Origin of the sequence: Polaromonas sp. YR568 (assembly GCF_943371715.1) — a bacterium.
Classification (GTDB): Bacteria; Pseudomonadota; Gammaproteobacteria; order Burkholderiales; family Burkholderiaceae_C; genus Polaromonas.
The window spans coordinates 22,030-46,566 of sequence record NZ_CALRVW010000029.1; the positions used below are offsets into that span (position 1 = coordinate 22,030).

The following is a 24,537-nucleotide window of genomic DNA, read 5'->3' on the forward strand; positions in this document are numbered from 1 at the left end:
TGCATCTGCTGTTTTTAGAATTTCGTGCAGGTGTCGGGGCCAATGGCTTGGGCCGCCGCCACCTTGCCGACGATCTGGAATTCGCCGCCCTTGACGCGTACTGCGTACATGTCCTGCATTGCCTGGTGGTCGCCCGCGCGCAGCGTCTTCACGCCCTGTGGCGTGTTCCACTGCAGGCCACGCATGGCGTCGCGGACCTTGTCCGTTTCGGTGCTCTTGGCTTTTTCGACGGCTGCCTTGTAGAAAAACAGCACGCCATACGAGTCCGCGCCATACAAGTCGGGGAGGGTCTTGTTCGCGGCCACGAAGTCGGTGACAAACTTTTTGTTCTCCGGACCTTCGATGTTGGGCGAATAACCCACGCCGGTGACAAATCCGTCCGCCGCCTTGCCGATCGCAGCGAGGTTTTGCGAAGTCACGGTGCCCGAGGCTCCCACAATCTGAACGTTGCGGCCCAGGCCGAACTCGGCCATCTGGTTGAACAGACGCACCGTGTCGTTGCCGGCCACCGAGGTGTAAATCACCGCCGGTTTGGCCGATCGCACCTGGCCAAAAAACGGCGAGTAGTCTTTGTTGTCCAGCGGTGCATACACCTCGCCGACGGTCTTGGACCCCTTGGCTTCGGCGGCCGACTTGAACGCCGCCACGGTGCTGCGGCCCATCTCGTAATCAGGGCCGAGGTAGAACACGTTGGCTTGCGGTTTTTCCCTGGACAACCACTCGGCAAGTGCGGCCGACTGCATGCCGGCCCGCGCATTGACGCGGAACACATTGGGCGAGCATTTGTCGGCTGTGATGGCGTCAGAGAATGACACCGTGGTCGCCATCAGCTTGCCATTACGCTCGGCGACTTGGCCGACGGCCAGCGTCGAGCCGGAGTTCACCGTCCCGGTGAGGAAGTCGACCTTGTTGACCTGGAACAGCTTCTCGGCCTTCTGGGTCGCGACGGCCGGATTGGCTTCCTCGTCCTCATACAGCAGTTCCAGCTTGCGCCCCGCCACGCCGCCGGCGGCGTTGATCTGCGCCGCCGCCAGATCCAGGCCCCATTTCACCTGCTGGCCGATGCCCGCATAGGTGCCTGACAGCGGCGTCACCACGCCGATCTTGATGGGGCCGGTCTGGGCCAGGGCGAGCAAGGGTGCTGTGCCCATGACAGCGAGGATGGTGCGAATAGAAGTTTTCATGTTTGTCTCCTTCGTGGTTAAAAAGTGTGGTGTGTTTCAAATTTCCGTCACTTGCCGGTGAAATTCGGACGGCGTTTGGCGTGAAAAGCCTCGACCCCCTCGCGGAAGTCATCCGAACTGCGCAGGCGCGAGTAACAATGGCCTTCGAGTTCGATGGCGATGGAAAGCGGCGAGTCCTCGGTGTCGTTGAGCAACTTCTTGGCTGTGCGCTGGGCCAGCGGCGAAAACGAACGCAGTTCATTGACCAGCGCATCGGTGGCCGTTTCCAGTTCGGCGTCGGGTACACATTCGGTCGCCACGCCCCAGTCCGCCGCCTGCGTGCCACTGATGCGGCGCGATCGCATCACGATGTCCTTGGTGCGTGTGATGCCCACCATCTTCTGCAGCCGGGCCGAGCCGCCGGAACCGGGGATCTGGCCCAGCTTCTGTTCAGGCAAGGCGTACAGCGTGGTTGGCGTCACCAGGCGGAAATCGCAGGCCAGCGAGAGTTCGAATCCCACGCCAAAACAGTAGCCTCTTGCCGCGGCGATGACCGGCTTGCCGCAACGCGTCGGCGCCGCCACATTCCAGGCGAGCTTGGACACATGTTCGGGCGAGGCTTCGAGAAAGCCCCGAATGTCGCCGCCGCTGGAGAAATGCTCGCCTTCGGAACGCAGCACGATGACGCGTACCCGGTCATCGACGTCGAGCGCCTCGAAAACAATGCGCAGCTGATCGCGCTGGCCCATGTTGATCACATTCAACGGCGGACGCGACAGCACTATGTCGGCGCGCTCGCGTTGCGGATCGATGTGCAGCGAAAAGCCGTCGAATTCCGCCGGCAGGATGGCCGCCGGGTGTGCAAGATCATTCAGTTTCATGGTTCTCTCCTGATTGGGATGGGGATCGGATTGGTCAGTGCTGCCGGCAGGTCGGCCTCGAACTCGCCAGCCACCAGCTTGCGGCGCAGCACTTTGCCCACCGGGGATTTGGGGATCTCGCGCACGAAAACGTATTCGCGCGGCCGCTTGAAGTTGACGAGGTCGGATAGGCGGCAATGGGTGTCCAGCACATCGGCCGCCACGGGCTCGCGGGTCTTCACGAAGGCCACGACCCGCTGGCCCCAGCGCTCGTCCTGCAGGCCGGCGACCGCAACTTCATCCACCGCCGGGTGCAGCGACAGCACAGATTCGATGTCGACGGGCGAGATGTTTTCGCCACCGCTGATGATCATGTCGTCCACCCGGCCGGTGACATACAGGTCGCCGTCGGCATCGAAATAACCGGTGTCGCCGGTGAAGTACCAGCCCTCGCGCAGGCTCTTCGCATTGGCGTCCGGCCGGTTGTGGTAACCCTCGAAGGCCTCGTCGCCGGCCAGCTCGGCCAGGATCTGACCTTCTTCGCCCGGGGCCGCAAGTGCCCCTGGGCTGACGCTGTCGAGCTTGACCACGCGCAGGCGGGCGTTTATGCCAGCCCGTCCCGCCGAACCCGGCTTGGCCACCGCGCTCTGGTTGATTGCGAAGGTGTAAATCTCCGAGCTGCCGTAATGGTTGACAAAAAGCTCAGGGTTGAACGCCTTATTCAGCCTTTGTAGCAGTGCATCGTGCATGGGTGCTCCAGCAAAGCCGAGTTTGCGAATGCTGGAAATATCGATCCGGGAAAAATCTGGCTGCGACAGCAACTCGTGGTACAGCGTCGGCACCAAATACAGGTGGGTCAGCTTTTCATCCTGGATGGCTAGAAGTGCGCGGTGCGCATCGAACTTGGGCATGCAGACAAAACGGCCATCGATGAGAGCCAGCGCCAGCAGTGAGCGCACGCCCATGGTGTGGTACAGCGGCATCACACCCAGCGTACGTTCGCCCTGTGCGTAGCGGTTTTGTGCCACATGGGCCAGCGCTGCAATGCGCTCGACACGCTGGCGACGCGGCACGCCCTTGGGTTTGCCGGTTGTGCCCGAGGTGTAGAGCATCAGCGACAGGTCTTCGGCGCTGGCCTGCGGCGTCGGTTCGATCGGAGCAGCCATCCAGTCCTCAAAATTCACCGTTGCCCCTTGAACCGCGCCGACGCCAATTCTCAGGATGCGCTGCGCTTCGGAGGAGCCCTGGACTGCCTCTTGCACCACCGGCTCGAACACCAGAGCACGGGCACCCGCGTCGCTGATGCAGTAGTCGATCTCGTCGGCCTTCGCTCGCCAGTTCAGCGGAGTGATGACAATGCCGGCAAACTGGCAGGCCCAGTGCAAGGTGGCCATTTCCCACCGGTTTTGCAGCACCGCCAGCAGGTGGTCGCCACGCCGCAGCCCCAGCTCGGCCAGCGCGCGCTGCACGGCGCCGACCCGTAGGGCCCACTGCGCATAGCTCAGGCGCAGCTCCCCGTCGACCAGCGCCACGGCATGCGGACTGCGCTCCATGCTCTGCAAGAAGGTTCGGCCAAGATCAAGCATGGGAGACCTTTCGGGCTGCATGCCGCGCGCGTGCCACTTCGAGCACTGCCGCAACAATCGGTGTGTAGCCAGTGCAGCGGCAAATATGCCCTGACAGCATCTCCCGCACCTCGACCTCACCGGGTTCGGAGGCTTCCGCGCCGGCCGCTTCCAGGCGCTCCAGCCAGTGCGCACACGACATCAAGATGCCGGCCGTGCAAAAGCCGCACTGCAGCGCGTGATGCCGCTTGAAGGCTTGCTGAAGATCGTTCAGTGTCCCATCGGCTTGCGCCAGACCTTCAACCGTATCGACCTGCCGGCCATCCACCTGCACCGCCAGGGTCAGGCAAGCCCGGCAGGCAACGCCGTCTATCCGCACCGTGCAAGCACCGCAGACACCGTGCTCGCAGCCGACATGTGTGCCGGTCGCACCGAGCTCCTCGCGCAGAAAGTCGGTCAGCAGCATGCGCGGCGGAGCATGGCCGGTACGCCGCTGCCGGTTCAGCGTGAGTGCCACCGGATGGAGAACATGGCGGGACAGTGGGGGAGAAGCTTGGGTCATGCGGTACTCCGTTCGGGAATGCGGTTGGACAGGGCTTGCTGCACGGCGCGACGCCCCAGCGTGCGCACCAGCTGGCGCCGCAGCTGAGCACTGGCTTGCGGCTCGTCGCGGGCCTCGAGCGACCAGGCCAGTTCATTGAGAGCGTCGTCCAGCGCACTGCCTTGTAGCAGTGGGAAATCGCGCGCAGTCGGGCGGTCGGCCACGCCGCCAACCGCGATGCGCAGGCGCTGCGCATCGGCCACCACGGCCACCGCACAGACGGCGAAGTCGCCGTGGCGCATCGAAAACTCCTCAAAGCCGTGGCCGGTGCCGCTTTTGGCGAGGGGAAAGCGCACCTCCTCCAGCAGTTCATCGGGCGCGCGCGCCGTGAGCAGCATGCCGGTGAAGAAATCCGCGGCCTTGACCACACGGCGGCCACGAACGCGTCGCAACACGACTTCGCCTTCCAGTGCCAGCAGGCACAGCGGCAGCTCGGCCGAGGGATCGGCATGGGCGAGGGAGCCGGCCACCGTGCCGCGGTTGCGGACCTGAAAATGTGAGATATGCGGAAAAGCCAGCGCCAGCAGCGGCAGCTCGCTGGCAAGCCCTTGCCGCCATTCGACCCGCGCCTGGGTGGCTGCGGCGCCAATGCACAGCCGACCATGCTCGATACGAATCTGAGCCATGGGCTCGCTGCGCGAAATGTCGATCAGCAGCGCAGGATTCGCGAGCCGCATGTTGAGCACCGCCATCAGCGACTGGCCGCCGGCAAGAATGCGCGCGTCTTCGCCATGCTGGGCCAGGGCCGCCACGGCAACGTCGGCCTGGTCGGCGCGCAGGTAGTCGAATGCTGCGGGCTTCATGCGGACACTCCCAGTTGCTTGAGCAGACGTTGCCACCACGTCAATCGCTTGGCGCCTGTCGCTTGCCGGCCCAGCGACTCGAACAGTTGCGCGAGCACGATGCGAGCCGCGCCTTCGAGCATCCGGCTGCCCACCGCAGCGACCTTGCCGCCCACCTGCGCGGCGTAGTCGTAATGCAGGCGCGTGCCTTCCGCAGTTGCCTCCAGGCGCACCGTGCCGCTGCCAGCGCCGGTCCCGAGGGACGAAGCGCCCTGCCCTGCGAGGCGCAGACTGCGAGGTGCATCGATTTCCGACAAGGCGATTTCGGCGGCATAGCGCGCCTTCACCAGACCCACGCCCACCGTGACGTCGGCGCGGTAGCGGTTTTCGCCAATCAAGACCAGCTCATGACAGCCCGGGATGACTTGCGCCAGCGCAGCGGGGTCCAGCAGCACGGCAAACACTTTTTCCGGGGGGGCCGCAATTTCGATCACCCCGGCGGCATGCAGGGACAGGCCGTCTTGCGCGGCCGACACCGGCCGCGCGGCCATCGCCTGGGCCATCGCAGCCGGCGGCGCGGGCTCAACCGCAGCGATCAAGGCCAGCACCCTGGACGGCGTCAGCGGCAGGCGTATGTCGCTGACATCGCCGATCCGGGCCTGAAGCGGTTTGAGCGCATCGGCAAAGGCATTGGCAATGCACACCGGCGTGCTCATGTTGTTGCCCTCGCCCAGGCCCTTGGCACCCAGCGGCGTGAACGGCGATGGTGTTTCCATGTGGACGATCTGTGGATCAGGCACCTCGCAGGCCGTTGGCATCAGGTAGTCGGCCAGGGTCCCCGACTGGAAGCCACCATCGGCGGCATAGCGGAATTCTTCCAGCAGCGCGGCGCCCAGACCCTGTGCGAAGGCGCCACGAATCTGGCCATCGGCCATGCCGGGGTGCAGGATGCGGCCTGCGTCGTGCGCCGTGATGTAGCGGTCCACCCGGACGCGGCCGGTCTCGGGATCGACCTCCAGGCCACAGATATCAAACACAAAACCATAGGCCGCCGAGGTGTTGACGCGGTCTTGCGCGTCGGGCGCGGCCAGCGTTGGGGCGGTCCAGAACGCGGTTTCGCGCAAGCCGGGCTCGATGCCTTCGGGCAGCAGACCCGGGGCCCAGTGCGGACTGGCGGCCAGCCGGGTGAAGGCCTGCGAGCGCTCGGGCTCCAGCGCATTGAAGACCTTACCGGCTTCGAAGCGCACCTGCTCGGGCGCACAACCGAGTGAGGCGGCGGCGATGCGCGCGAGTTTGTCGCGCATTTTGACGGCCGCAAGATGGACCGTGCCTGCCACCGCGCCGGCGAAGCGGCTGGAGTAGTTGCCGGCGGCGACCGACCATGCATCCTTGGCGGTATCAAACTCGACGTTGACAACAATCTGACCGGGCTGCAGGCCCAGCACGTCGGCCACCACCTGCGCGCAGACGGTCATGTGGCCCTGGCCGGCTGGTGCCGACGCGATGTTGACGTTGACACCACCCAGCAGATCAATGGCCACCGTGGCGCTGGCGATAGCCCCGTTCTTGGGGCCGGCTTTGGCGCGCTGCTCGACGGTCAACACCGTGCTGATGTAACCCATGTTGGAGACCGAGGGCTCGACGATGGCAGCACAACCGATGCCGTAGAGTTTGCCCGCCGCGCGGGCCGCATCGCGCCTTGCATACAGGGCCGGCATATCGGCTTGCTGCTGCGCGAGCGCCAGCGCCCGCGCATAGTCGCCCGAGTCGAGCACGGCACCCGCAGCCGCCTGGTAGGGAAACTGGTTCGCCTGCACAAAATTGCGGCGGCGCAGCTCGAACGGATCAATACCCAGTTCGCTGGCTATGCGGTCCATCAGCCGCTCCAGCGCGAAGTAAACCTGCGGTCCGCCAAAGCCTCGCACGAGGCCGGTCGGCATCTTGTTCGTGAGCACCACCCGGTTGCGCACCTGCAGGTGGGCTATGTCGTAAGCACCGGTCATGGCGCCGTGCATGCGGTAGAACGTCGCTGGTTCGGGAGCACGCAGGTAGCCGCCGACCTCGTCCATCTGGTCGTAGCGCAGCGCCTCCACCCGGCCGTCGGCACTCACGGCGGCTTCAATCGTGGTCAGGCGTGCGGTTGCCGACGTCGCGGCTGTCAGATGTTCCAGCCGGTCCTCCACCCATTTGACTGGCGCACCGGCCTTGCGGGAAGCCAGGCACATCAACACCACATATGGAAAGACGGCCTGCTTGACGCCAAAACTCCCTCCCGAATCGCGCGGAATACGGTGGCGCAGCTTGTTCCCGGGCACCTGCAGCGCCAGGGCCATCACCGCATGCAGCGAAAACGGTCCCATGAAGTTCGACAGCACGTCGTAGCCTTCATCGCCCGGCAGGTGTTCGGCCACCACGACACCGCATTCGATCGGTGTGCACGAGTTGCGCGGGTAGCGCACGGTCAACGACACCCGGTGCGCCGCCTGCGCAAACGCGGCGGGTGCATCGCCATACGCAAAGCTGCGATCCGACACCACGTTGCTGCCAACGGCCGGGTGCAGCACCGGGGCGCCGGCGTCGATCGCCCGCTCGATGTCGACCACGGCAGGCAGGCCCCGGTAGCCCACGCGAATCGCATCGATCGCGTCTTCGGCGAGGTAGCGGCTTTCGGCAATAACCACCGCCACGGGCTCCCCGACATAACGCACGCGGTCCACCGCCAGTGCCCAATGCTGCATGGGCTGCTTGACGCCCACCACAAAGGGCTGCGACCAGCGCTGCACGTCTTCCCCCGTCAGCACGGCACGAACGCCCGGCATGATCAACGCGGCAGACGCGTCCAGCGCCAGCAGTTCGGCGTGCGCGTGCGGCGAACGCAGCACCGCCGCATGCAGCGTGCCCGAGGGCACCCCCAGATCGTCGCCATATCGGCCGCGGCCGCTCAGCAGCGCGTCGTCTTCGACGCGTGCTACCGACTGGCCGACATGGGATGAGAGGGAGGGCTGACGCATGAACTGCGTTGCGCCCGGGTCGCTGTGCACTGAATATCTCCTGCTTGTTTGTCTATGCGCTTAGCGTAGGCAAACGCACAGGACGGCGTGAACAGGAAAGTCCAGCAAAGGACCAATTCGTCTGATCCTGGCTCAGAAAGTCCGGCGACTTTCATGCTGCAATGCAGCAACCAGCTGAGTGGCGCGGCCAGCGGCCGCTAGAGCAAATCGGAGTCGGGTGGCGAGCCGGCTGGCGGCTCGTAGAGGTTCACGGCGCGACGGTAATCGGTGGGCGTGATGCCCAGGTGCTGCCGGAAAAAACGCGCGAAATGACTGGAGGCCGTGAACCCCAGACTGTGGCCAACGTCGCCCACCGGCTCGCTTGAATGCGCCAGCCGATCGACGGCGGCCTCAAAGCGCAAGACGTTGGCATACACCAGCGGGGTCACATGGGTATCCCGATGGAACAGCGAAAAAAAATGCGCCCGCGACAGCCCGGCGAAGCTGGCGAGATCGTCCATGTCAAAGTCACGCGTCAGGTTCTCGCGCATGTGAACAATGACTTTTCGGGTTCGCGGGTCAATTGCCGAGGGCGGGCGGGTGCGTAACAGGCCGGCCATGTCGCGCCAGCCCGAGTAACTGTCGATCACCGAGATCACCAGGTTGAACAGAAGGTTTTCCAGACGGGTTGCAGCCACTTCATCTGCCCACCACAGCTCCATCACGAATTCCTCGACGAACTTGCGCGTTTCCGGCCGGATTTGCACGCAGGATTGCGGAAAGAAGCGGGGGTGTGATGACAGGGTCAGTGAGCGCTGGATTTCGGACAGCCACGATGGTTCAATGTACAAGGCCAGGATCAGGGTTTGCTCGCCCGGAGGCGCCGCGTGCGTGTAGGCATGCGGCTCCCAGGCGTTGACGAGCACCGCCGTTTCACCGGTGAGCGGCTGACGCTCGCCACGCACCAGGAAAGCGCTGTCGGCTCCGCCGGCCTTGATCAGAATGTGGCAATGGTGGTGCGCGTGCGCCACCAGCGAGGCATTCATGTCCAGCAAGGCCACACGACCAAAACGTCCCTGGAAGATTTTGATGGCTGTCGACATGTGTACAGGGCAGGGGCGGTCCGTGTGGTAGAGATAGCTTTGCATGATAGCGCCGTCCACCCTGATTGCACCAGAGTGGTTACAGCCAGGGCGCAGTCCAAAACCCGGCTGATTCGGGTACAGCTGCGCACCCTTGAGTTGCTACGATTTTCATAGTGTCTTGCGTCCGTGGTCCGTGCGCGCGGGCGCTATTTCCTTATTCGTCCGGGTAAGCCGGCGTGGGATAACGCCTACAGCCCGAGACGGCCACAACCCACAGTCGTTTCCCCGCATCGGGTTTACGGTAATCCCTTCATTAAAAAGGGGAGCCATGCTGCTCAGCACCTTCCTTGTCGAAGACAAGCCCGAAATACGCGACACCGTGGTCGAAGCCATGGAAGAAGTGGCGCCGCTCAAGTTTGTCGGCCATGCCGCCAGCGAAACCGCGGCCCGCCAGTGGCTGCGCACCTTCAACGACGACTGGCAGCTGGCCATCGTGGACCTGTTTCTCGCCGAGGGGTCCGGCTTTGGCGTGTTGCGCGACTGCCAGAGCCGCAAGCCGAACCAGAAGGTGGTGGTGCTCACCAGTTATTGCCACCAGAACATCACCGATCGCTGCCTGCAGCTGGGCGCCGACCGGGTGTTCGACAAAGCCGCCGACATTGAAGAACTGGTGGCCTATTGCAGGGCCCATGCCGACAGCCTCGACAGCCTGGCGCTACCGCCCAGCCAGACCGGCCTGATGCACTGAACCCGAAGCTCCTTCCCTTTTGATCCGTTCTGATCCCGCGTCCGGCTGTCGCGACGGACCCGACCCCACGCCCCTGACGCCACAGGTCGTGTAACCTCACCGGCATGTCCGCCGCCGCACCGCCACCCCACGCCGCCCACGCGTCGCCCGCCTTGCCCGACCCCCGCGCCCTTCCTCCGCGCGCCATCTGGGTCATGCTGTTTGCGCTCATCACCGCCTTTGCGCTGAGCCAGGCCTGCCGCACCGTGGCAGCCATCATGGCCACGCCGCTGCAGGCCGACTTTGGCCTGAGCGCCCAGGCGCTGGGCCTGTTTGCCGGCGCCTTTCACTTTGCCTTTGGCGCCATGCAGCTGTTCATGGGCATAGGCATCGACCTGCACGGCGTGCGGCGCACCGTGCTCACCGCCTTTCCGGTGGCGATTGCGGGCGCGGCGGTATCGGCGCTGTCCACCAGCTTCGGCATGCTGGTGGCCGGCCAGGTGCTGATCGGCATCGGCTGCGCGCCGGCCTTTCTGGTCTGCACCGTGTTCATTGCGCGGCACATGCCGGCGCACCGCTTTGCCGCCATCTCGGGCCTGGCCATGAGCCTGGGCGGCATTGGCCTGCTGCTGACCGGCACGCCGCTGGCCTGGCTGATCGAGGCCAGCTCCTGGCGCATGGGCTTCTGGGTGCTGGGCGCCTGGGGCGTGCTGGCCTGGGGGCTGATCTGGGCGCTGGTGCATGAACCGCCGCACCCGATGGACGCGCTGAAAAAGAAGGAGTCGGTGGGCCAGGCCCTGGCCGGCTTTGGCGCGCTGTTCACGCTGCCGCACACCTGGGGCATCTTGCTGCTGGCCAGCGTGGGGTATGCCTCCTTCGTCTCGCTACGCGGCCTGTGGCTGGGCCCGATGCTGATCGAGCGGCACGGCTTTTCGCTGGTGCAAAGCGGCAACGTGGCGCTGGTGATGTCGCTGGTGTCGCTGGCCGGCCCCCCGCTGTTCGGCCGCTTCGACCCCGGGCCGGCCACGCGGCGCCGCTGGATCACCGGCTTCACGCTGGTGGTGGCCGGCCTGTTTGCCGCCTTTGCCTTCACGCACAGCGCGATCATCGACGTGGCCGCACCCATCGTCATCGGCCTGCTGTCGGGCTACATGATTCTTCAGTACGCCGACGTGCGCGCCGCCTACCCGGCGGCCATGACCGGCCGCGCACTGTCGGTGTTCACCATGGCGATGTTTCTCGGCGTGGCCACGATGCAGTGGTTCACCGGCGTGGTGGCTTCGGTGGCCACGGCCCACGGCGTGGAGCCTTTCACCGCCGTGCTGGCCAGCATTGCCGCGCTGCTGGCGTTGGGCGCGCTGGCCTTCACCGTGTTGCCGCAGCCGGCAGCGCAGGCCAGCCACGCCTGAGCGCAGCCACCAGCCGCGTCAGTCTTCGGCCGGCGCCTCGTTCGCCAGATCCGCCTCATCCGTCCCCGGCGCGTCCTGCGCCACCACCGGCAGCGCGAAATGGAAAACGGCGCCGTGGCCAACCTGGCTTTCCGCCCAGACGCGCCCACCATGCTGCGTGACGATGCGGTGCACGATGGGCAGGCCAATGCCGGTGCCCTCGAACTCCTGGTCGGTGTGCAGGCGCTGGAACACCGCAAACAGCTTGTCGTAGCTGGCCATATCAAACCCGGCGCCGTTGTCGCGCACGGTGTAGATCACCTCGCCGCCCTCGGTGCGGCCACTCACCTCCACCTGCGGACGCGGCGCCTGGCGGCTGTACTTGACGGCGTTGGACAGCAGGTTGACCCAGACCTGCCGCAACAGCGCGGCATCGGCCTGCGCGGGCGGCAGCGGCCCCAGCGTGATGGGGGTGCGGATGGCGACGTCCGGCTGCAGCTCCGCGATCACCGAGGCCACCAGCGCCTGCATGTCCACCGTGCGGGTGCTGACCGCCCGGTGGCCCAGCTTCGAGAAAGCCAGCAGGTCGTCGATCAGCTGGGCCATGCTTTTGGCCCGCCCGCCGATGATGGCCAGCCAGCCGCGGCCCTTGTCGTCGAGCAGCGGGCCGTATTTCTTTTCCAGCAGGCCGGCATAGCCCGCAATCACGCCCAGCGGTGAACGCAGGTCATGCGTGGCCGCGGCGGAGAAAACCTCCAGGCTGCGGTTCATGGCCTCGAGGTCGCTGGCCTTGGCATGCAGCACCGCATTGAGTTCCAGGATCTCGTCCTGCATCGCCTTCTGCTGCGTCACGTCTTCGGCAATGCCCAGGATGTGCGTCAACACGCCCTGCGCATCGCTGACCGGCACCTTGCGCGTGTGCAGCACGCGCACGCCGCGCCGGGAAGAGATCAGCTGGTCCACCGACTCGAAGGCCGGGTTGTTCACCGCTACCTGGCGGTCCTGCTCTTCCAAAATGTCGGCCTGGTGCTGCCCGAACAGCTCGGCCGCGCCTTTGCCGATCAGCTCGTCGCGTCGCATGCCCATCATGTCTTCGGCCGCGCGGTTGACGCGCACATAGCGCAGCTCGGTGGCGTCCTTGATGTAGACCGCGGCCGGAATGTGCTCGATCATCGAGTCCAGAAACAGGTTGGCCGACACCAGCTCGGACGAGCGTTTGTCCAGCAGCGCACGGCTATCGTGCAGCTGCCGGTTGCGTTGGCTGGTGGCCAGCAACGCCATCACCATCTGCGACAGCTGGGACAGCGCCCGCTGCTGCGCCGGGCTCAGCAGCCGCGGCTGCAGGTCCATCACGCACAGCATGCCCAGGTTGGCGCCGCTGTCGGTGGTGAGCTGGCTGCCGCCGTAAAAGCGTATCTTCACCTCACCATTGAGCGTCGGGTTGCCGATGAAGCGCTCATCGAGGCTGAGGTCGGGCACCTCGAAATAGTCTTCCTGCAGGATGGCGTGGGCGCACAGGCTGTGATCGCGGGAGATGTCACTCTGCCCGACACCCATGCCATGCTCGGCCTTGAACCACTGCCGGTCCTTGTCGATCAGGGTGACTGCGGCGAAGGGCGTGCCGCAGAAGGTGGCGGCAAGTTCGGCCACGCCGTCAAACAGGCTGTCGGCCGGCGTGTCGAGGATGTCGTACGCGTGCAGCTCGCGGAGCCGCGCCACTTCGTTGTGGGGAATGTCTGGTGTAAGCATCCGTTTGCCTGGGTGATCTGCGGGCGGCGGCGGGCGCCACGAACCGGTTTGCCGAAATGCCGAACTGGCAGCCCCGACGGATGAGCTGCAATTCATCGTACGCCATATCGGCCACGGGCATTGCCTGCAAGAGAAAGGTATTTCGCCCTCTGTTCGGGCAACAGCCGGCTCCGCCCATAGCCCGAGGCGTTTCGGGACACGCTGGCCGACGCTCCTGTATTCATAGCTGTCTGCGCCCACTGCACAAGGGCTGCATCCCGATTTGATCAGAAACGGCGCACGGCAGCTGCCCGGGATCAGGGCGTGGTTTTCTTCTCACCCTTGTTCTGTGGGCCGGTCGGGGACTGCGGGTTTTTGGAGGTGGTGTCCGCCGGCTTGGCGGAACTGCGGCCGGTGGTTTTGCTGGGGTGGCTTTTTCCGCCGTTGCTGTCTTTGGTCGATTGAGGCATGTGTTTTCCTTGGTTGAAAACTCCACCTTAGGTGTGCGCAGCATGCCGGAATGTCGGCAATTGCAGGAGCGGCTGTAGGACGCCAGCGTGTCCCTGCGCAGATCACGCACTGGGCGACGTCTTCATTGAGCAGCCAGCAGCAGTGGTCCGCCTCCATCTCCACGCCACGCCTGGTCGCCGGCTGTAGAAGCGAGAAGTGAGCGCCGCGCAGCCAGGCATGGCGTGCCTGGACGGGCGATCGGCATCGCGCTGTCACTGGTGAGCGAAGCACCCTGGCCGGCCGCACAAAACCGCCGCCTGCACCCACAACACGCCTTGGCCTACAGACGCGTCGGTGGCCGGCAGGTAAGGTGAGCAATCGTTTTTAGACCCCGCCCTTGCCGCCACCCCTGCCCACAGCACCTGCCCGACCATGAAACTCAAAGCCACCTGCACCATGACCGTGAACACGGCCGCCGACTGCCCCATTGTTGCCATGCTGCGACCGCGCAGCGGCCAGGCGCAGTGGATCGTCAGCGACCGTTATGAGCTGCAGCCCTGGGTGCCGACCACCGAGTACGTGGACAGCTACGGCAACCTGTGCCAGCGCCTGGTGCTGCCGCCCGGCGAGATGCGCATCGAGGTTGAGGTGGTGATGGAGGTCGAGGACCAGATCGCCGTGCAGCCCGACGCGCCGCACACGCCCGTGGCCGAGCTGCCCGACGACGTGCTCCTTTACCTCCTGCAAAGCCGCTACTGCCCGTCGGACAAGATGTCGGAGAAGGCACACGAGATCGTCGGCAGCGCGACGCCCGGTTACGCACAGGCGGAAACCATACGCGCCTGGATCAACACCCACCTCGACTACCAATACGGCGTGAGCGACGCCAGCACCGACGCCATCGACTCGCTGGCCCACGGCGCGGGCGTGTGCCGCGACTTTGCGCATGTAGGCATTGCGCTGTGCCGCAGCCTGCAGATTCCGGCGCGCATGGTCGTCGGTTACCTGCACGCGCTGGACCCGATGGACCTGCACGCCTGGTTCGAGGCCTTTGTGGGCGGGCGCTGGTACACCTTCGACGCCACGCAGAAAGAGCCGCGCGGTGGCCGCATCGTGCTGGCCTATGGCCGCGACGCCGCCGACGTGGCCTTCATCTCCGACTACGGCCCGCAGCCGCTGGAAGTCAGCGACATGAAGGTGCAGGTCAGCACGGTGGCGGAGTCCAGCTGACCGTTACACGCCAGGGGCGTGGCTATTGCCGCCGTTGTGGTCTTTGCCCGATTCAGGCAGGGTGCCAGCGGCCCTGTCCGTCACGGCAGGAAACGCTGCAGGCCAATTTCATGTGCAGCCGTGCCCTGTCGACAGATGAATATCGGCCCCCGGCGGCGCGGCTTGCATGCCGCTAGGGATAACCCCCTCAAAAGTCCATGCCCAGCCCTACTCGCTGCAGTTGAAATAACCCATACTGCTTACATTCCAGTGGCACGCGCCCGACCCGCGACAAACGGACGCTGACCCGCCAGGCAAGCAGCAACAAGCATGAATCAAACCCCGCAAAACCTGCAGGACCGCCTGCAGGCACTGACGCAATTGAACGAGGACCTGCAGCAGCAGGTACGGGAGCAGGCCGCCCGACTCGAGGCCCTGGAGCGCGCCAACGGCGACGCGGCCAGCGCGCAGTTCACCAGCGCCTTCGAGAATGCCGCCATCGGCATGGCCGTGTTCGGCGCCGATTTCCGGCGCTTGCGCGTGAACCGGGCCTTCTGCGAGATGCTGGGTTATTCCCAGGCCGAACTGCTGGCGCCCAACGCCCCCGAGGTGACGCACCCGGATGACGCGGCCGAGGACACGCTGCAGCGCAGCCGCGCACTGGCCGGAGAGATTGACACCTACCAGCGTGAAAAACGGTACCTGCACAAGTCGGGCAGCGTGGTCTGGGCCGCGCTGACCTGTTCCCTGGTGCGCGACGCGCAGGGTCAGCCCCTGCACTTCATCTCGCAGTTGCAGGACATCACCGAGCGCAAGTTCGCCGAGCAGCAGTCACGTGCCAACGCGGAGCGCTTTCGCGCGCTGGTGGAGTTGTCCAACGACTGGTTCTGGGAGCAGGACGAGCATTTCCGCTTTGTCCAGATCGCCGGACAACTCGCCGACATGGGCGCGCTCACCAGCAACAGCAGCATTGGCAAACTGCGCCGCGAGCTGCCTTATGTGAACATGAGCGAAAGCGAATGGGCGGCGCACGAGGCACAGCTCGAGCGGCGCGAGCCCTTTCGCGACTTTGAAGTCACGCGGCTGGACGGCAAGGGCCAGGTGCGCCACTTCTCGATCAGCGGCGTGCCCATCTTCGATGCCTCGGGGCGCTTCACCGGCTACCGGGGCACGGGCCGCGACACCACCGAGATGCGTCGTTCCAGCGACCGCCTGCGCGCCAGCGAGCTCCAGTTGCGCGAGATCACCGACACCGTGCCGGCGCTGATCGCCTATGTGGATGCCGACCAGCGCTGCCGCTTTCACAACCGCGCCTACCAGGATGCCTTCGGCCTCTCCAGCGAGGAGATCCTGGGCAAAAGCATGCGCGAGCTGATGGAGCCGGCGTTCTACGAGAAGCTGCGCCCCTGGGTGGAAGAGGTGCTGTCCGGTTACCCGGTGGTCTACGAGCGCAGGCAGCGCTCGTCGAACGGCGACGTGCGCGACTACGTGGTCAAGTACTTCCCGCGCTACGGCGATGACGCGGATGAAGGCAAGGTCATCGGCTTTTATTCCCTGGCCACCGACATCACCGAGCTCAAGCGCATCGACCGCCTGAAGAGCGAGTTTGTTTCCACTGTGAGCCATGAGTTGCGCACCCCGCTGACCTCGATCCGCGGCTCGCTCGGCCTGGTCGCCGGCGGCATGGCCGGCCCGCTGCCCGACATGGCGATGAACCTGATCGGCATTGCCAAGAGCAACTGTGAGCGCCTGATCCGGCTGATCAACGACATCCTGGACATTGAAAAAATCGAGTCCGGCAAGATGCGCCTGGACCTGCAAGCCCTGCAACTGCGGCCGCTGCTGGAACAGGCCATCGCCGCCAATGAAGGTTACGGCCTGGCCAACCAGGTCAGCCTGACGCTGCACTGTGCCGATACCGGCCTGCAGGTCCATGTCGAGGCCGACCGGCTCACGCAGGTGGTGACCAACCTGCTGTCCAATGCGCTGAAGTTCTCGCCCGCCGGCGGCAGTGTGGACGTGCATGTGAGCCGTGCCGGGCTGGGTGTGCGGGTGGAGGTGCGCGACCACGGCCCGGGCATCCCGGAGGAATTCCGAAAGCGCATCTTCCAGAAGTTCTCGCAGGCCGACTCGTCCGACACCCGGCAAAAGAGCGGCACCGGCCTGGGTCTGAACATCTCGCGCGCCCTGGTCGAACGCATGGGCGGCACCATCGGATTCGACACCCGGCTCGGCGAGGGCACGACGTTTTTCTTCGAGCTGCCCCTGTTGCAGGGGCCCAGCGAGGCGGTGCCGCCGGCGCCCCGCTCACGTATCCTGGTGTGTGAATCCGACGTGGACGTGGCCCGGCTGATCGGCATCATGCTGGACAAGGCCGGTTTTGACTCGGACCTGGCGCACAGCGCCGAGCAGGCCCTCTCGATGATCCAGTCGGGCAGCTACGACGCGGTGACGCTGGACCTGCGCCTGCCCGGCCAGACCGGCGGCGCATTTCTCAACGGCCTGCGCCAGAACGAAACCACCCGCAACCTGCCCGTCATCGTGATTTCCACGCTGGCCGGTGACGGGCAACTTCAGCTCGACCACAAACCGTCAGCAGTGTCGGACTGGCTGTCCAAGCCGATTGACGAGGGGAAGCTCGTCTCGGCCATGCAACGCGCGGTGGCCGACCTGCACGGTCGCAAGCCGCGCATCCTGCACGTGGAAGACGATCCGGACATCCAGCACATCGCCGCCGCCATCGCGGACGGCTTCGCCAGCTTTGAATTCGCCAGCTCCCTGGCCGAAGCGCGCGCCCGCCTGCGCGACACAGCTTTTGACCTGGTGATGCTGGACCTGTCGCTCGGCCAGGAGTCCGGCTGGGACCTGGTGGAGCTGATCGACAGCCTGCAGCCCCGGCCTGCGCTCGTGGTGTTTTCTGCCAGCGAAGTGCTGCCCGCCCGCGCAGGCGGGCGACCCGACGCGGTGCTGCTCAAAGCCTCGACCTCCAACACCGACTTGCTTCAGACCATTCGGCGTGTGCTGAAGATCCCTGCGGAGCCGGCTGCGGGCGGGTGAAAGCGCGCATTGCGCTGGCCTGTCCGCAGCAGCTGGAAGTCAGTGACATGAAGGTGCAGGTCAGCGAGGTGGCCGCAACCGCCGCTGCCTGAGGGCGGCCTGCGGGCACTTCAAGCGCTCTGCTTTTGATAGCTGCTTGCGCCCGCCACACAAGGGCTGGAGGCCGATTTGATGCATAAATCGCGGAGGAATGGCTTCAGTCCTTGTAGCTGGTGTCGATGCGGTCCAGCTTGCGCAGCAGCGCCGGCCAGACAAAGGGGCCGCCCATGCCGCCGCCGCGCACATACACCGCCGCGCGGTCGTCACCGGTGTAGATCTCTTCCTCAAAGTGAATCAGTTCACCGCCGGCCTGCGCGCTGAGCTGGATCTGGCAGGTGCTTTCAAAGCGGTACATGTTCATGAAGGCGTCGGCAATCGTCTCGCCCACCGTCAGCAGGCCGTGGTTGCGCAGCACCAGGTGCCGGGCTTGCCCCAAGTCTTTCTGCAGGCGCGGCTTCTCGTCGTCGCGGAAGGCCACGCCTTCGTAGTCGTGGTAACCGAGCGAGGCCAGCACAAAGGCCGACTGCTGCGAGATCGGCAGGATGCCGCACTTCTGCGCGCTGACCGCCACGCCCGCGCGGGTGTGCGTATGCAGCACACACTGCATGTCGTGCCGCGCCTCGTGCACCGCGCTGTGAATCACAAAGCCGGCCGGGTTGACCGGATACGGCGAGTCAATCACCTTGTTGCATTGCCCGTCCACCTTGACCAGTGACGAGGCCGTGATCTCGTCAAACATCAGGCCGTAGGGGTTGATCAGAAAGAGATGCTCCGGCCCCGGCACGCGCGCGCTGATGTGCGTGAACACCAGGTCGCTCCAGCCATACAGCGCCACCAGGCGGTAACAGGCGGCCAGGTCCACACGCAGCTGCCATTCTTCGGCGCTGACAACTTCCTTGAGCGAGGCGATGTTCATGATGATGCGATTTTCAATAGATGAGAGGTGAACTGACTTTAATCGGGCGGGGCCACGGCGCTATCGCGGCCGGTACATGCGAAACAGCTGCTCCGGCCCGACGGTGAAGTAGTCGCCCGGCCCGCCGCCGCGCAGCACATGGCCGGCGTTTGCCGTGTCGTACACGCCGTCTTTCAGCAGCGCCTTGGCAATGTGCACCGCCACCACCTCGCCCAGCACCAGCCAGGTGTCGATCTTGCTGCCGTCCACACCTTGCAGTTGCAGCACCTGCGTGCGCCGGCATTCAAACGACACCGGGCTCTCCAGCACACGCGGCACCGCCACCACGCGCGAAGGCGCGGGCGTGAGGCCTGCGAGCTCGAATTCATTGACCTCAGGCGGCACCGCGGCGCAGGTCTGGTTCATCTGCTCGGCCAGCGCCCGCGTGGTGAGGTTCCACACAAACTCGCCGGTGGCCTCGATGTTGCGCACCGTGTCCTTGTAGCCAATGCTGGCAAAGCCCACGATGGGCGGCACGTAGTTGAAGGCGTTGAAAAAGCTGTAAGGCGCCAGATTCAGCGCCCCGTCCGCGTTGTGCGACGAGATCCAGCCAATCGGACGCGGCCCGACGATGGCATTGAACGGGTCATGCGGCAAGCCGTGGCCGTGGCGGGGTTCGTAGAAGTGGATGGCGTCTGGCAAGGGGAAACCCTGAAGGAATGAAAAGATGGAGCAACGATACCTGATGCAGCGCGCCTTCCGGGCCTGCGGGCCTTGCGGCCCCCGCAAGGCAAAAGCCCCACGCCTGTGCGGCGACAGGGGAAAAAGTCAATAAAAGACCCGGCACTCCTGCGCACGATCAAGGGCATAAGTTCGTAAACAATGTTAGGGATGGCGGCGCAGAACGCTTTCCACGATGGCGGGTGCCATCCGCGATCCTGTGATTTATTTACATCGAGGTCGCTCCAATGGATAGCCCGGCTATCAATTTGCAGCGGTGTCCGTCATGATGGTTGTCACAAAGTGTTAAGACGATCTGCACCCCAACTCACACGTCCTTAATCCTTCTAGGACCGAGGCGCTGGTTGAGCTTCATTGGACTACAGAGGCCAAGAGAATTTAAGGGAATCTAATGATTGAAAACAAGGTCGACCTGAAACGCGCAATAAATGCAGTATCTGACGTAATTCAAAACCGGCCCCAGCCTCTGAGGGAGTTCGACCAGATCTATATGAAAGCTGGGGACATGGTTCTCCAAACCAGCCTAATTGCCCAAAGATTTGCAGGTAAAAAGCTGGTATTCATCGGCGATGGTGACAGCATCAGTCTATGCATTGCGTACTTGATGCACTCCAAGGTCATTGACGAGGGTCCCTCCGAAATACTGGTTCTCGATTTCGACCAAAGAATGGTGAACGCGGTTACACGCTTTGCAGATAGAGAACGTATTTCGCACTTAATTAGCGCTGAACTCTACAACTGCATTGACAAGCTACCGGAAAAATATATTGGAGCTTATTCAGCGTTCTACACCAACCCACCATGGGGCGCGAGCAACTCTGGGGAGAGCGTAAAGGTTTTTGCTGAGCGCGGAATGGAAGCTTGCGGAAGCGACGCCGTCGGCGTTGTCGTCATCGCGGATGACTCTAAAGTGGAGTGGTCCCGTGAGGTCCTTTGGGAAACTCAAAGCTTTGCACTCGGCAAGGGATTCTACGTTCAAGAAATGCAAACCAATCTGCACGAATATCACCTGGACGACGCGCCAGATTTGCGCTCGTGCAATCTATTCTTTCGAGCGCGGCCACATCGAAAGGCTCCCACGAAGAGCTATGTATTGCATGGAAGTAGGCTTGAAAGTTTTTATGGTCGCGAGAAAAATCTTCGAGTGAAATATGTGAAAGAAGTTGCTCGCGTGGACTACGGCAAAGCACCTGATAGTACATATTTTTTAGAAAAGTTGGAGAAGTAACATGCAAACTCTCACTCCAGGTAATCCCTTCATCTATATGAAAGTGGGAGTGCACGCGAGCGAAGATTTGACTAGCATCATCATAAGAAAAAGAGCCGAGATTTCTAAGGCGGGCGTGGCATTCTGGGGTTACGGCGGTAATACTTGTCACCCCCTAACGGCGGTCCAACCGTTTGTGGAAGAGGCGGTAAAGGATGGAATTTCCGTTCATCTTCTTATGCAGGAAATCAAGTCAAACCATTTTGCCGAACCGCTGAGGGCGGAGCAATGCAGTGCAGATGGTGTGACATACAAGAAAATTCATCCAGATATACATGTACTGGGCTCGCGATATGCACTTGTTATCGACAGCTTGGACGCGACCGAGATTGGTGTTCATTTAAATCAGACTAAAGTAGGTATCGGCAGGCTCGCGGGAAATACTGGTGAGTCATATCTGCGCGGACGCGTCGACAAGGCCTGCTTAATCTACGCACCGGAGCTCCCATCAGCAGAAAGTCCTGAAGTTAAGCTAGTGTTGTCAGCGCGCCTTGCGCCGCCGTACGCCGTTTTGCTCAAATAGGTACCATGCGAAAAGTCGTCTATTTAACAGGCGCGCCAGCTACAGGCAAATCCACATTAGGACAGGCTCTCTCCCGTCGGATCAGCAATCTGAAGGTATTTTCTTACAGCCAAGAGCTGCGCAGTCATGTTACCTCTGTGGGTCCCATTACCGAGAGCGACTTGAGGCGAGAATCGTCTCGGATAGTCACCCCCGAACACGTTGCGGCCGTGGACACGAAGCTGGCGCATCTGGTGGCGCGGGAGCGCAAGGTGAGCTCCATAGTTATTGACTCCCATGCTGTGACCAAGGAGGACTACGGATTTCGAATTACACCGTTCTCAAGCCGGACGCTGGAAGAAATCGCGCCCGATGCAATCGTGTGCCTATACGCCGCACCTGAAGTCGTTACGGGGAGAATTGCTTTGAATGCAGCCGGCCGGCCGTCAATATCTTTAGATGAGGCTAGCATGCATTGCCAGCTACAGAATGCCGTTGCCGCACAGTATTCCGTCATCCTTGGAAAGCCGTGCTATTTAATAGATAGCGGAGTAGATGAGGATGAACTGCTCAACAAAGTCATCACTTGCCTCAAACTAACATAAACAAATTACTACTTTTTCAACAGATCAAGCTCGGGCTGAAGAGTTTTCGCGCGCTGTTTTGCCCGCCCGGCTCCTGGTGTGACTAACACTGGTTCGGTGAGCTCCAAAAAATATGGGTAAACCAACTCGGCAACGAAGCCAACGGGATATTTGAGTCGACTAGAGCTGCTCTTTGTATCCAAAGTTTGAACCACAGAAGTCACCTGCGAGAAGCCTAGCTCCCCTCCGCTACTAAGGTTTCGTAAGTTGTCTAGGTCCACTTCCATTGGAGAAACGACATGTCCTAGCGGCTTGTCAGAGTGACAAACTAATGCATAGTGTTTCTTCTTTGTACCGCTAGCCAGAGAGCCTGCGCGGCTAGTTACTATTGAGCCATTTGGAATATCCCACTCCTGCCCCCCAAGTCCAACAGCCCGCATCCACTCAACAACTGCTGGGGGCGATATATCAATCGCTTTTGCCGGAGAGCGCATTGGGGAAAAGATCACACTAGGACGCACCTCAGTTTTAACAAGAATTCGAAGACCAGGTGCGACGCTATTCCCCACGCCCCAAAGAAATATCCCGTGATTGGCCTGCCGCTCTTTTTCTTTTCTAGCAAAAATTTCATCGAACGACTCGCCAGCCTCTGCGCCAAATTTTGTCCAGCAAAATTTCCTCGGGAGAAGTGTTTGTCGCGTAGAAGTTGCCATATAACCTCCCGTCAATTAAATACTGAATTATGATCCTTGACTTGCTAGTGGGCGCAATCGGTCCTAGGGAAAAGCCAACTTTTCATTCGACGAACTGCACGAAACTAAGAGCCGGCGGTCGGCTTGAGCCACTCTGAGCGGGCGCGAGTAGCGAGAAACGAACATGTCCAAAACTGACGCTTTATTGCAGCGATTGGGGAACGCCGGGTTTTCCGAAACTTTCGTCAAAGCGTCATTGCCCGTTGGTTGGATTGAAGAACAAGACGAGTCTTCTTCAAGTCAGATGCTGGCTCGATTACTCTTGGCGCGCCGTTTAAATCTCGATCCAATTACGTTGATGGACGACGGAGTTCCACTGGGGTTTCTTCATTCAGGGCCAGTCAAGTTTAAACATTTGCGACTGGGGCCTGGCCCGCGGCGCGAAGCACTCACAGGTTTCGCCATCGGTGTTGCTCGAATTCTGTTTTCCGCCTGCAGTTTTTCTTCCCAAACTGGCCACGCTTTCTCCGCAACTGAAATGCGCAGGTCGGTTTTGGCTTCCGGTCGAGATCACATTGGCTTCGGTGATGTTCTTAGCCTCTGTTGGTCGTTGGAGATTCCGGTGCTGCACCTGCAGCTCTTTCCCGCCCAAACAAAGGGAATAACCGCGATGGCCATCAGAATAGGTCATCGTCATGCGATATTGGTTGCAAGGGAATCTGGCCCTCCCGCCCAATACATGTTTCATGTAGCGCACGAGTTGGGCCATATCGCCTTAGGGCACCTTGCTGATAGCGCTGCCATCATTGATGCGGACCCGAATGATCCCGCAAACGACCCCAACGAGCTTGTTGACGACGAAGAAGAGCATGCTGCAGATAGGTTTGCTCAAGAGTTGCTCACTGGAACTTCAAATTTTCGCGTAGACCGCGACATCAAGGCTGCTCGCGGCAATGCTAACGAGTTAGCAAAACTGGCCATGATTTCTGCTAGGAAGCTGGGTATAGATCCTGGACATATCGTTCTTAGCTTCGCCAATACGACCGGGGAATGGGCATTGGCGATGGCTGCGATCCAGCTTATTCCCGACCAAGAGAAGAAGCCTTCACACCTGGTGAATGAGGTTTTGTGGAGCCAAATTGAATCTACGGTGGACGAGCAGTCCTGGGCGTTCCTGCGAGCCGTAGCCCCGCCATGACTCAAGTAACGCTTTTAATCGACAACGACGTCGTAATAAAACTCGCACAGATGGACGCGTACGGAGACGCTTTAGGGGCTCTCGAAACACCGGCGAATGAGGTAGGTTCACTTGGATACATGCTTCGGTATATGGGTAAGGGATCCAGTGAAAAGAGGAAGCTTTTCATGAGGGACGAAGCAGGTGTCGATAGATTGGCCGCCATTCTTTCGGGCATGATCGAGATCGAACCCACCAAGGAAGAAGAGTCCACGGCTGCGCTCATTATGAAATGCGCCCTGATGAACGAACTAGATCTTCATGAAGGCGAAGTTGGACTCATAGCGGTGGCGCTGCACCGACAATCCCCCGACATCGCGACTGGGGACAAGAAGGCAGTGAGAGCACTTCCGGTGGCCTCGCAAACAGAATCCGCGCTACTCAAGCTAAAGGGTCGGGTAATTTGCTTTGAGCAAATAATAGGTCGCTTTTGCACTCGGTATGGAATTGATCGGGTGAGACTCGCAGTACAAACCGCGCCATACGCCGATGAAACAATTACCCAAGCATTCCAAAACTTTGGCTCCAAGGGAGCCGCAATCTTCAACCAGCTTCTAACTTTTCTTGTCGATGAGCAAATTGCGAGCTCGGCCCCTGGCTGGCTTAAAAGCTACCCTAAGTAAGCCTGAAGTTCTTGGACTATCCGCACTAGACCCTGACGCAACCCGCTCGCCCGCCTGCCCCCACGCACCCCACGGAGACAAAGCCCAATGTTCAGCCACGTCATGGTCGGCGTCAGCGACCTGGAAGTTTCAAAGAAGTTTTACGATGCGGTGCTCGGCTCCCTGGGCATAAGCCCCGGCGTTGCCAACAAGAACCGTTACTTCTACGTAAGCGTCTGCTCTGCACCCTCTTGAGAGTGGGCTAAGTATTGTCCAAGATGGTGCCCACCAAGTAGTAGAAGGTGGGCACCATGTCAGAGCTGGTTGAGGGGTCGAGAGTTGTAAAGATTGGGCCCACGGGCAGGCCCGTGTA

At 62.2% G+C, this 24,537-nt stretch carries 21 protein-coding genes and 1 pseudogene; 10 read left to right on the top strand and 12 right to left on the bottom strand.

Translation table 11 applies throughout. The annotated features are described in order from the left end of the window. Positions 1 to 14: 14 nt before the first annotated feature. The 7 genes from AAG813_RS17100 to AAG813_RS17130 all read right to left on the bottom strand — a co-directional run bounded on the left by AAG813_RS17100 (position 15) and on the right by AAG813_RS17130 (position 9,064). On the bottom strand, positions 15 to 1,184 hold the full coding sequence (locus AAG813_RS17100) for an ABC transporter substrate-binding protein (protein WP_341916967.1): 1,170 nt from the start codon (positions 1,182 to 1,184) through the stop codon (positions 15 to 17). 47 nt (positions 1,185 to 1,231) lie between these two features. Continuing rightward, complete coding sequence (locus tag AAG813_RS17105; RefSeq protein WP_341916968.1) at positions 1,232 to 2,044, bottom strand: enoyl-CoA hydratase/isomerase family protein; 813 nt, start codon at positions 2,042 to 2,044, stop codon at positions 1,232 to 1,234. After that, positions 2,041 to 3,609 carry an AMP-binding protein gene (locus AAG813_RS17110; RefSeq protein ID WP_341916970.1) on the bottom strand — a complete coding sequence of 523 codons (1,569 nt, stop codon included), beginning with the start codon at positions 3,607 to 3,609 and terminating at the stop codon, positions 2,041 to 2,043. Before AAG813_RS17110 ends, AAG813_RS17105 begins: the two co-directional genes overlap by 4 nt. Then, complete coding sequence (locus AAG813_RS17115; protein WP_341916971.1) at positions 3,602 to 4,150, bottom strand: (2Fe-2S)-binding protein; 549 nt, start codon at positions 4,148 to 4,150, stop codon at positions 3,602 to 3,604. The genes AAG813_RS17110 and AAG813_RS17115 overlap by 8 nt, the downstream gene beginning before the upstream one ends. Continuing rightward, positions 4,147 to 4,992 (bottom strand): FAD binding domain-containing protein, encoded by an 846-nt coding sequence (locus AAG813_RS17120; RefSeq protein WP_341916972.1) that lies wholly within the window; start codon positions 4,990 to 4,992, stop codon positions 4,147 to 4,149. Before AAG813_RS17120 ends, AAG813_RS17115 begins: the two co-directional genes overlap by 4 nt. Further along, positions 4,989 to 7,982 carry a molybdopterin cofactor-binding domain-containing protein gene (locus AAG813_RS17125; RefSeq protein ID WP_341917003.1) on the bottom strand — a complete coding sequence of 998 codons (2,994 nt, stop codon included), beginning with the start codon at positions 7,980 to 7,982 and terminating at the stop codon, positions 4,989 to 4,991. The genes AAG813_RS17120 and AAG813_RS17125 overlap by 4 nt, the downstream gene beginning before the upstream one ends. A 197-nt stretch (positions 7,983 to 8,179) precedes the next feature. Then, positions 8,180 to 9,064 carry an AraC family transcriptional regulator gene (locus AAG813_RS17130; RefSeq protein WP_341916973.1) on the bottom strand — a complete coding sequence of 295 codons (885 nt, stop codon included), beginning with the start codon at positions 9,062 to 9,064 and terminating at the stop codon, positions 8,180 to 8,182. A gap of 310 nt (positions 9,065 to 9,374) precedes the next feature. On the opposite strand from AAG813_RS17130, the gene AAG813_RS17135 reads away from it, so the two are divergent. Together AAG813_RS17135 and AAG813_RS17140 are read left to right on the top strand one after the other, a co-directional pair. Beyond that, a complete protein-coding gene (locus AAG813_RS17135; RefSeq protein ID WP_341916974.1) occupies positions 9,375 to 9,794 on the top strand; it encodes a response regulator in 420 nt (139 codons plus the stop codon). Between the two features lie 194 nt (positions 9,795 to 9,988). After that, positions 9,989 to 11,182 (top strand): MFS transporter, encoded by a 1,194-nt coding sequence (locus tag AAG813_RS17140; protein ID WP_341917005.1) that lies wholly within the window; start codon positions 9,989 to 9,991, stop codon positions 11,180 to 11,182. Positions 11,183 to 11,200: 18 nt separating this feature from the next. On the opposite strand, the gene AAG813_RS17145 is transcribed toward AAG813_RS17140, so the two are convergent. Beyond that, positions 11,201 to 12,910 (bottom strand): ATP-binding protein, encoded by a 1,710-nt coding sequence (locus AAG813_RS17145; RefSeq protein ID WP_341916976.1) that lies wholly within the window; start codon positions 12,908 to 12,910, stop codon positions 11,201 to 11,203. Between the two features lie 296 nt (positions 12,911 to 13,206). Beyond that, positions 13,207 to 13,359 (bottom strand): hypothetical protein, encoded by a 153-nt coding sequence (locus AAG813_RS17150; RefSeq protein WP_341916978.1) that lies wholly within the window; start codon positions 13,357 to 13,359, stop codon positions 13,207 to 13,209. A 412-nt stretch (positions 13,360 to 13,771) separates the two neighbouring features. On the opposite strand from AAG813_RS17150, the gene AAG813_RS17155 reads away from it, so the two are divergent. Together AAG813_RS17155 and AAG813_RS17160 are read left to right on the top strand one after the other, a co-directional pair. Next, positions 13,772 to 14,569, top strand: coding sequence for a transglutaminase family protein (locus tag AAG813_RS17155; RefSeq protein ID WP_341916980.1), 798 nt, complete (start codon positions 13,772 to 13,774; stop codon positions 14,567 to 14,569). A gap of 309 nt (positions 14,570 to 14,878) precedes the next feature. Next, positions 14,879 to 17,605: a PAS domain S-box protein gene (locus AAG813_RS17160; RefSeq protein WP_341916983.1), complete on the top strand. Its 2,727-nt coding sequence runs from the start codon at positions 14,879 to 14,881 to the stop codon at positions 17,603 to 17,605. A 196-nt stretch (positions 17,606 to 17,801) separates the two neighbouring features. On the opposite strand, the gene AAG813_RS17165 is transcribed toward AAG813_RS17160, so the two are convergent. Both AAG813_RS17165 and AAG813_RS17170 read right to left on the bottom strand, forming a co-directional pair. Beyond that, positions 17,802 to 18,560 carry a class II aldolase/adducin family protein gene (locus AAG813_RS17165; RefSeq protein ID WP_341916984.1) on the bottom strand — a complete coding sequence of 253 codons (759 nt, stop codon included), beginning with the start codon at positions 18,558 to 18,560 and terminating at the stop codon, positions 17,802 to 17,804. Between the two features lie 60 nt (positions 18,561 to 18,620). After that, positions 18,621 to 19,241 (bottom strand): flavin reductase family protein, encoded by a 621-nt coding sequence (locus AAG813_RS17170; protein ID WP_341916986.1) that lies wholly within the window; start codon positions 19,239 to 19,241, stop codon positions 18,621 to 18,623. A 430-nt stretch (positions 19,242 to 19,671) separates the two neighbouring features. Here AAG813_RS17170 and AAG813_RS17175 point away from each other — a divergent pair, with 430 nt between their 5' ends. The 3 genes from AAG813_RS17175 to AAG813_RS17185 are packed head-to-tail and all read left to right on the top strand — an operon-like array spanning position 19,672 to position 21,654. Then, a complete protein-coding gene (locus tag AAG813_RS17175) occupies positions 19,672 to 20,508 on the top strand; it encodes a bis-aminopropyl spermidine synthase family protein (RefSeq protein WP_341916988.1) in 837 nt (278 codons plus the stop codon). 1 nt (position 20,509) lies between these two features. After that, positions 20,510 to 21,070, top strand: a complete 561-nt coding sequence (locus AAG813_RS17180; RefSeq protein WP_341916990.1) for a hypothetical protein — start codon at positions 20,510 to 20,512, stop codon at positions 21,068 to 21,070. Between the two features lie 5 nt (positions 21,071 to 21,075). Next, complete coding sequence (locus AAG813_RS17185; RefSeq protein WP_341916992.1) at positions 21,076 to 21,654, top strand: ATP-binding protein; 579 nt, start codon at positions 21,076 to 21,078, stop codon at positions 21,652 to 21,654. Between the two features lie 8 nt (positions 21,655 to 21,662). On the opposite strand, the gene AAG813_RS17190 is transcribed toward AAG813_RS17185, so the two are convergent. After that, positions 21,663 to 22,346, bottom strand: coding sequence for a hypothetical protein (locus AAG813_RS17190; protein WP_341916994.1), 684 nt, complete (start codon positions 22,344 to 22,346; stop codon positions 21,663 to 21,665). A 163-nt stretch (positions 22,347 to 22,509) separates the two neighbouring features. Here AAG813_RS17190 and AAG813_RS17195 point away from each other — a divergent pair, with 163 nt between their 5' ends. From AAG813_RS17195 to AAG813_RS17205, 3 genes and pseudogenes are all read left to right on the top strand, one after another. Beyond that, positions 22,510 to 23,523 carry an ImmA/IrrE family metallo-endopeptidase gene (locus AAG813_RS17195; protein WP_341916995.1) on the top strand — a complete coding sequence of 338 codons (1,014 nt, stop codon included), beginning with the start codon at positions 22,510 to 22,512 and terminating at the stop codon, positions 23,521 to 23,523. Between the two features lie 167 nt (positions 23,524 to 23,690). Further along, positions 23,691 to 24,185: a hypothetical protein gene (locus AAG813_RS17200; RefSeq protein ID WP_341916997.1), complete on the top strand. Its 495-nt coding sequence runs from the start codon at positions 23,691 to 23,693 to the stop codon at positions 24,183 to 24,185. 87 nt (positions 24,186 to 24,272) lie between these two features. After that, positions 24,273 to 24,398, top strand: a pseudogene (locus AAG813_RS17205) (VOC family protein); the annotation flags it as partial. Between the last annotated feature and the right edge of the window lie 139 nt (positions 24,399 to 24,537).

What these genes read in the sequence shown, in the direction of transcription:
- AAG813_RS17100 (WP_341916967.1), bottom strand. Translation starts at nt 1,184, where the DNA reads ATGAAAACTTCTATTCGCACCATCCTCGCTGTCATGGGCACAGCACCC.
- AAG813_RS17105 (WP_341916968.1), bottom strand. Translation starts at nt 2,044, where the DNA reads ATGAAACTGAATGATCTTGCACACCCGGCGGCCATCCTGCCGGCGGAA.
- AAG813_RS17110 (WP_341916970.1), bottom strand. Translation starts at nt 3,609, where the DNA reads ATGCTTGATCTTGGCCGAACCTTCTTGCAGAGCATGGAGCGCAGTCCG.
- AAG813_RS17115 (WP_341916971.1), bottom strand. Translation starts at nt 4,150, where the DNA reads ATGACCCAAGCTTCTCCCCCACTGTCCCGCCATGTTCTCCATCCGGTG.
- AAG813_RS17120 (WP_341916972.1), bottom strand. Translation starts at nt 4,992, where the DNA reads ATGAAGCCCGCAGCATTCGACTACCTGCGCGCCGACCAGGCCGACGTT.
- AAG813_RS17125 (WP_341917003.1), bottom strand. Translation starts at nt 7,982, where the DNA reads ATGCGTCAGCCCTCCCTCTCATCCCATGTCGGCCAGTCGGTAGCACGC.
- AAG813_RS17130 (WP_341916973.1), bottom strand. Translation starts at nt 9,064, where the DNA reads ATGTCGACAGCCATCAAAATCTTCCAGGGACGTTTTGGTCGTGTGGCC.
- AAG813_RS17135 (WP_341916974.1), top strand. Translation starts at nt 9,375, where the DNA reads ATGCTGCTCAGCACCTTCCTTGTCGAAGACAAGCCCGAAATACGCGAC.
- AAG813_RS17140 (WP_341917005.1), top strand. Translation starts at nt 9,989, where the DNA reads ATGCTGTTTGCGCTCATCACCGCCTTTGCGCTGAGCCAGGCCTGCCGC.
- AAG813_RS17145 (WP_341916976.1), bottom strand. Translation starts at nt 12,910, where the DNA reads ATGCTTACACCAGACATTCCCCACAACGAAGTGGCGCGGCTCCGCGAG.
- AAG813_RS17150 (WP_341916978.1), bottom strand. Translation starts at nt 13,359, where the DNA reads ATGCCTCAATCGACCAAAGACAGCAACGGCGGAAAAAGCCACCCCAGC.
- AAG813_RS17155 (WP_341916980.1), top strand. Translation starts at nt 13,772, where the DNA reads ATGAAACTCAAAGCCACCTGCACCATGACCGTGAACACGGCCGCCGAC.
- AAG813_RS17160 (WP_341916983.1), top strand. Translation starts at nt 14,879, where the DNA reads ATGAATCAAACCCCGCAAAACCTGCAGGACCGCCTGCAGGCACTGACG.
- AAG813_RS17165 (WP_341916984.1), bottom strand. Translation starts at nt 18,560, where the DNA reads ATGAACATCGCCTCGCTCAAGGAAGTTGTCAGCGCCGAAGAATGGCAG.
- AAG813_RS17175 (WP_341916988.1), top strand. Translation starts at nt 19,672, where the DNA reads ATGATTGAAAACAAGGTCGACCTGAAACGCGCAATAAATGCAGTATCT.
- AAG813_RS17180 (WP_341916990.1), top strand. Translation starts at nt 20,510, where the DNA reads ATGCAAACTCTCACTCCAGGTAATCCCTTCATCTATATGAAAGTGGGA.
- AAG813_RS17185 (WP_341916992.1), top strand. Translation starts at nt 21,076, where the DNA reads ATGCGAAAAGTCGTCTATTTAACAGGCGCGCCAGCTACAGGCAAATCC.
- AAG813_RS17190 (WP_341916994.1), bottom strand. Translation starts at nt 22,346, where the DNA reads ATGGCAACTTCTACGCGACAAACACTTCTCCCGAGGAAATTTTGCTGG.
- AAG813_RS17195 (WP_341916995.1), top strand. Translation starts at nt 22,510, where the DNA reads ATGTCCAAAACTGACGCTTTATTGCAGCGATTGGGGAACGCCGGGTTT.
- AAG813_RS17200 (WP_341916997.1), top strand. Translation starts at nt 23,691, where the DNA reads ATGAGGGACGAAGCAGGTGTCGATAGATTGGCCGCCATTCTTTCGGGC.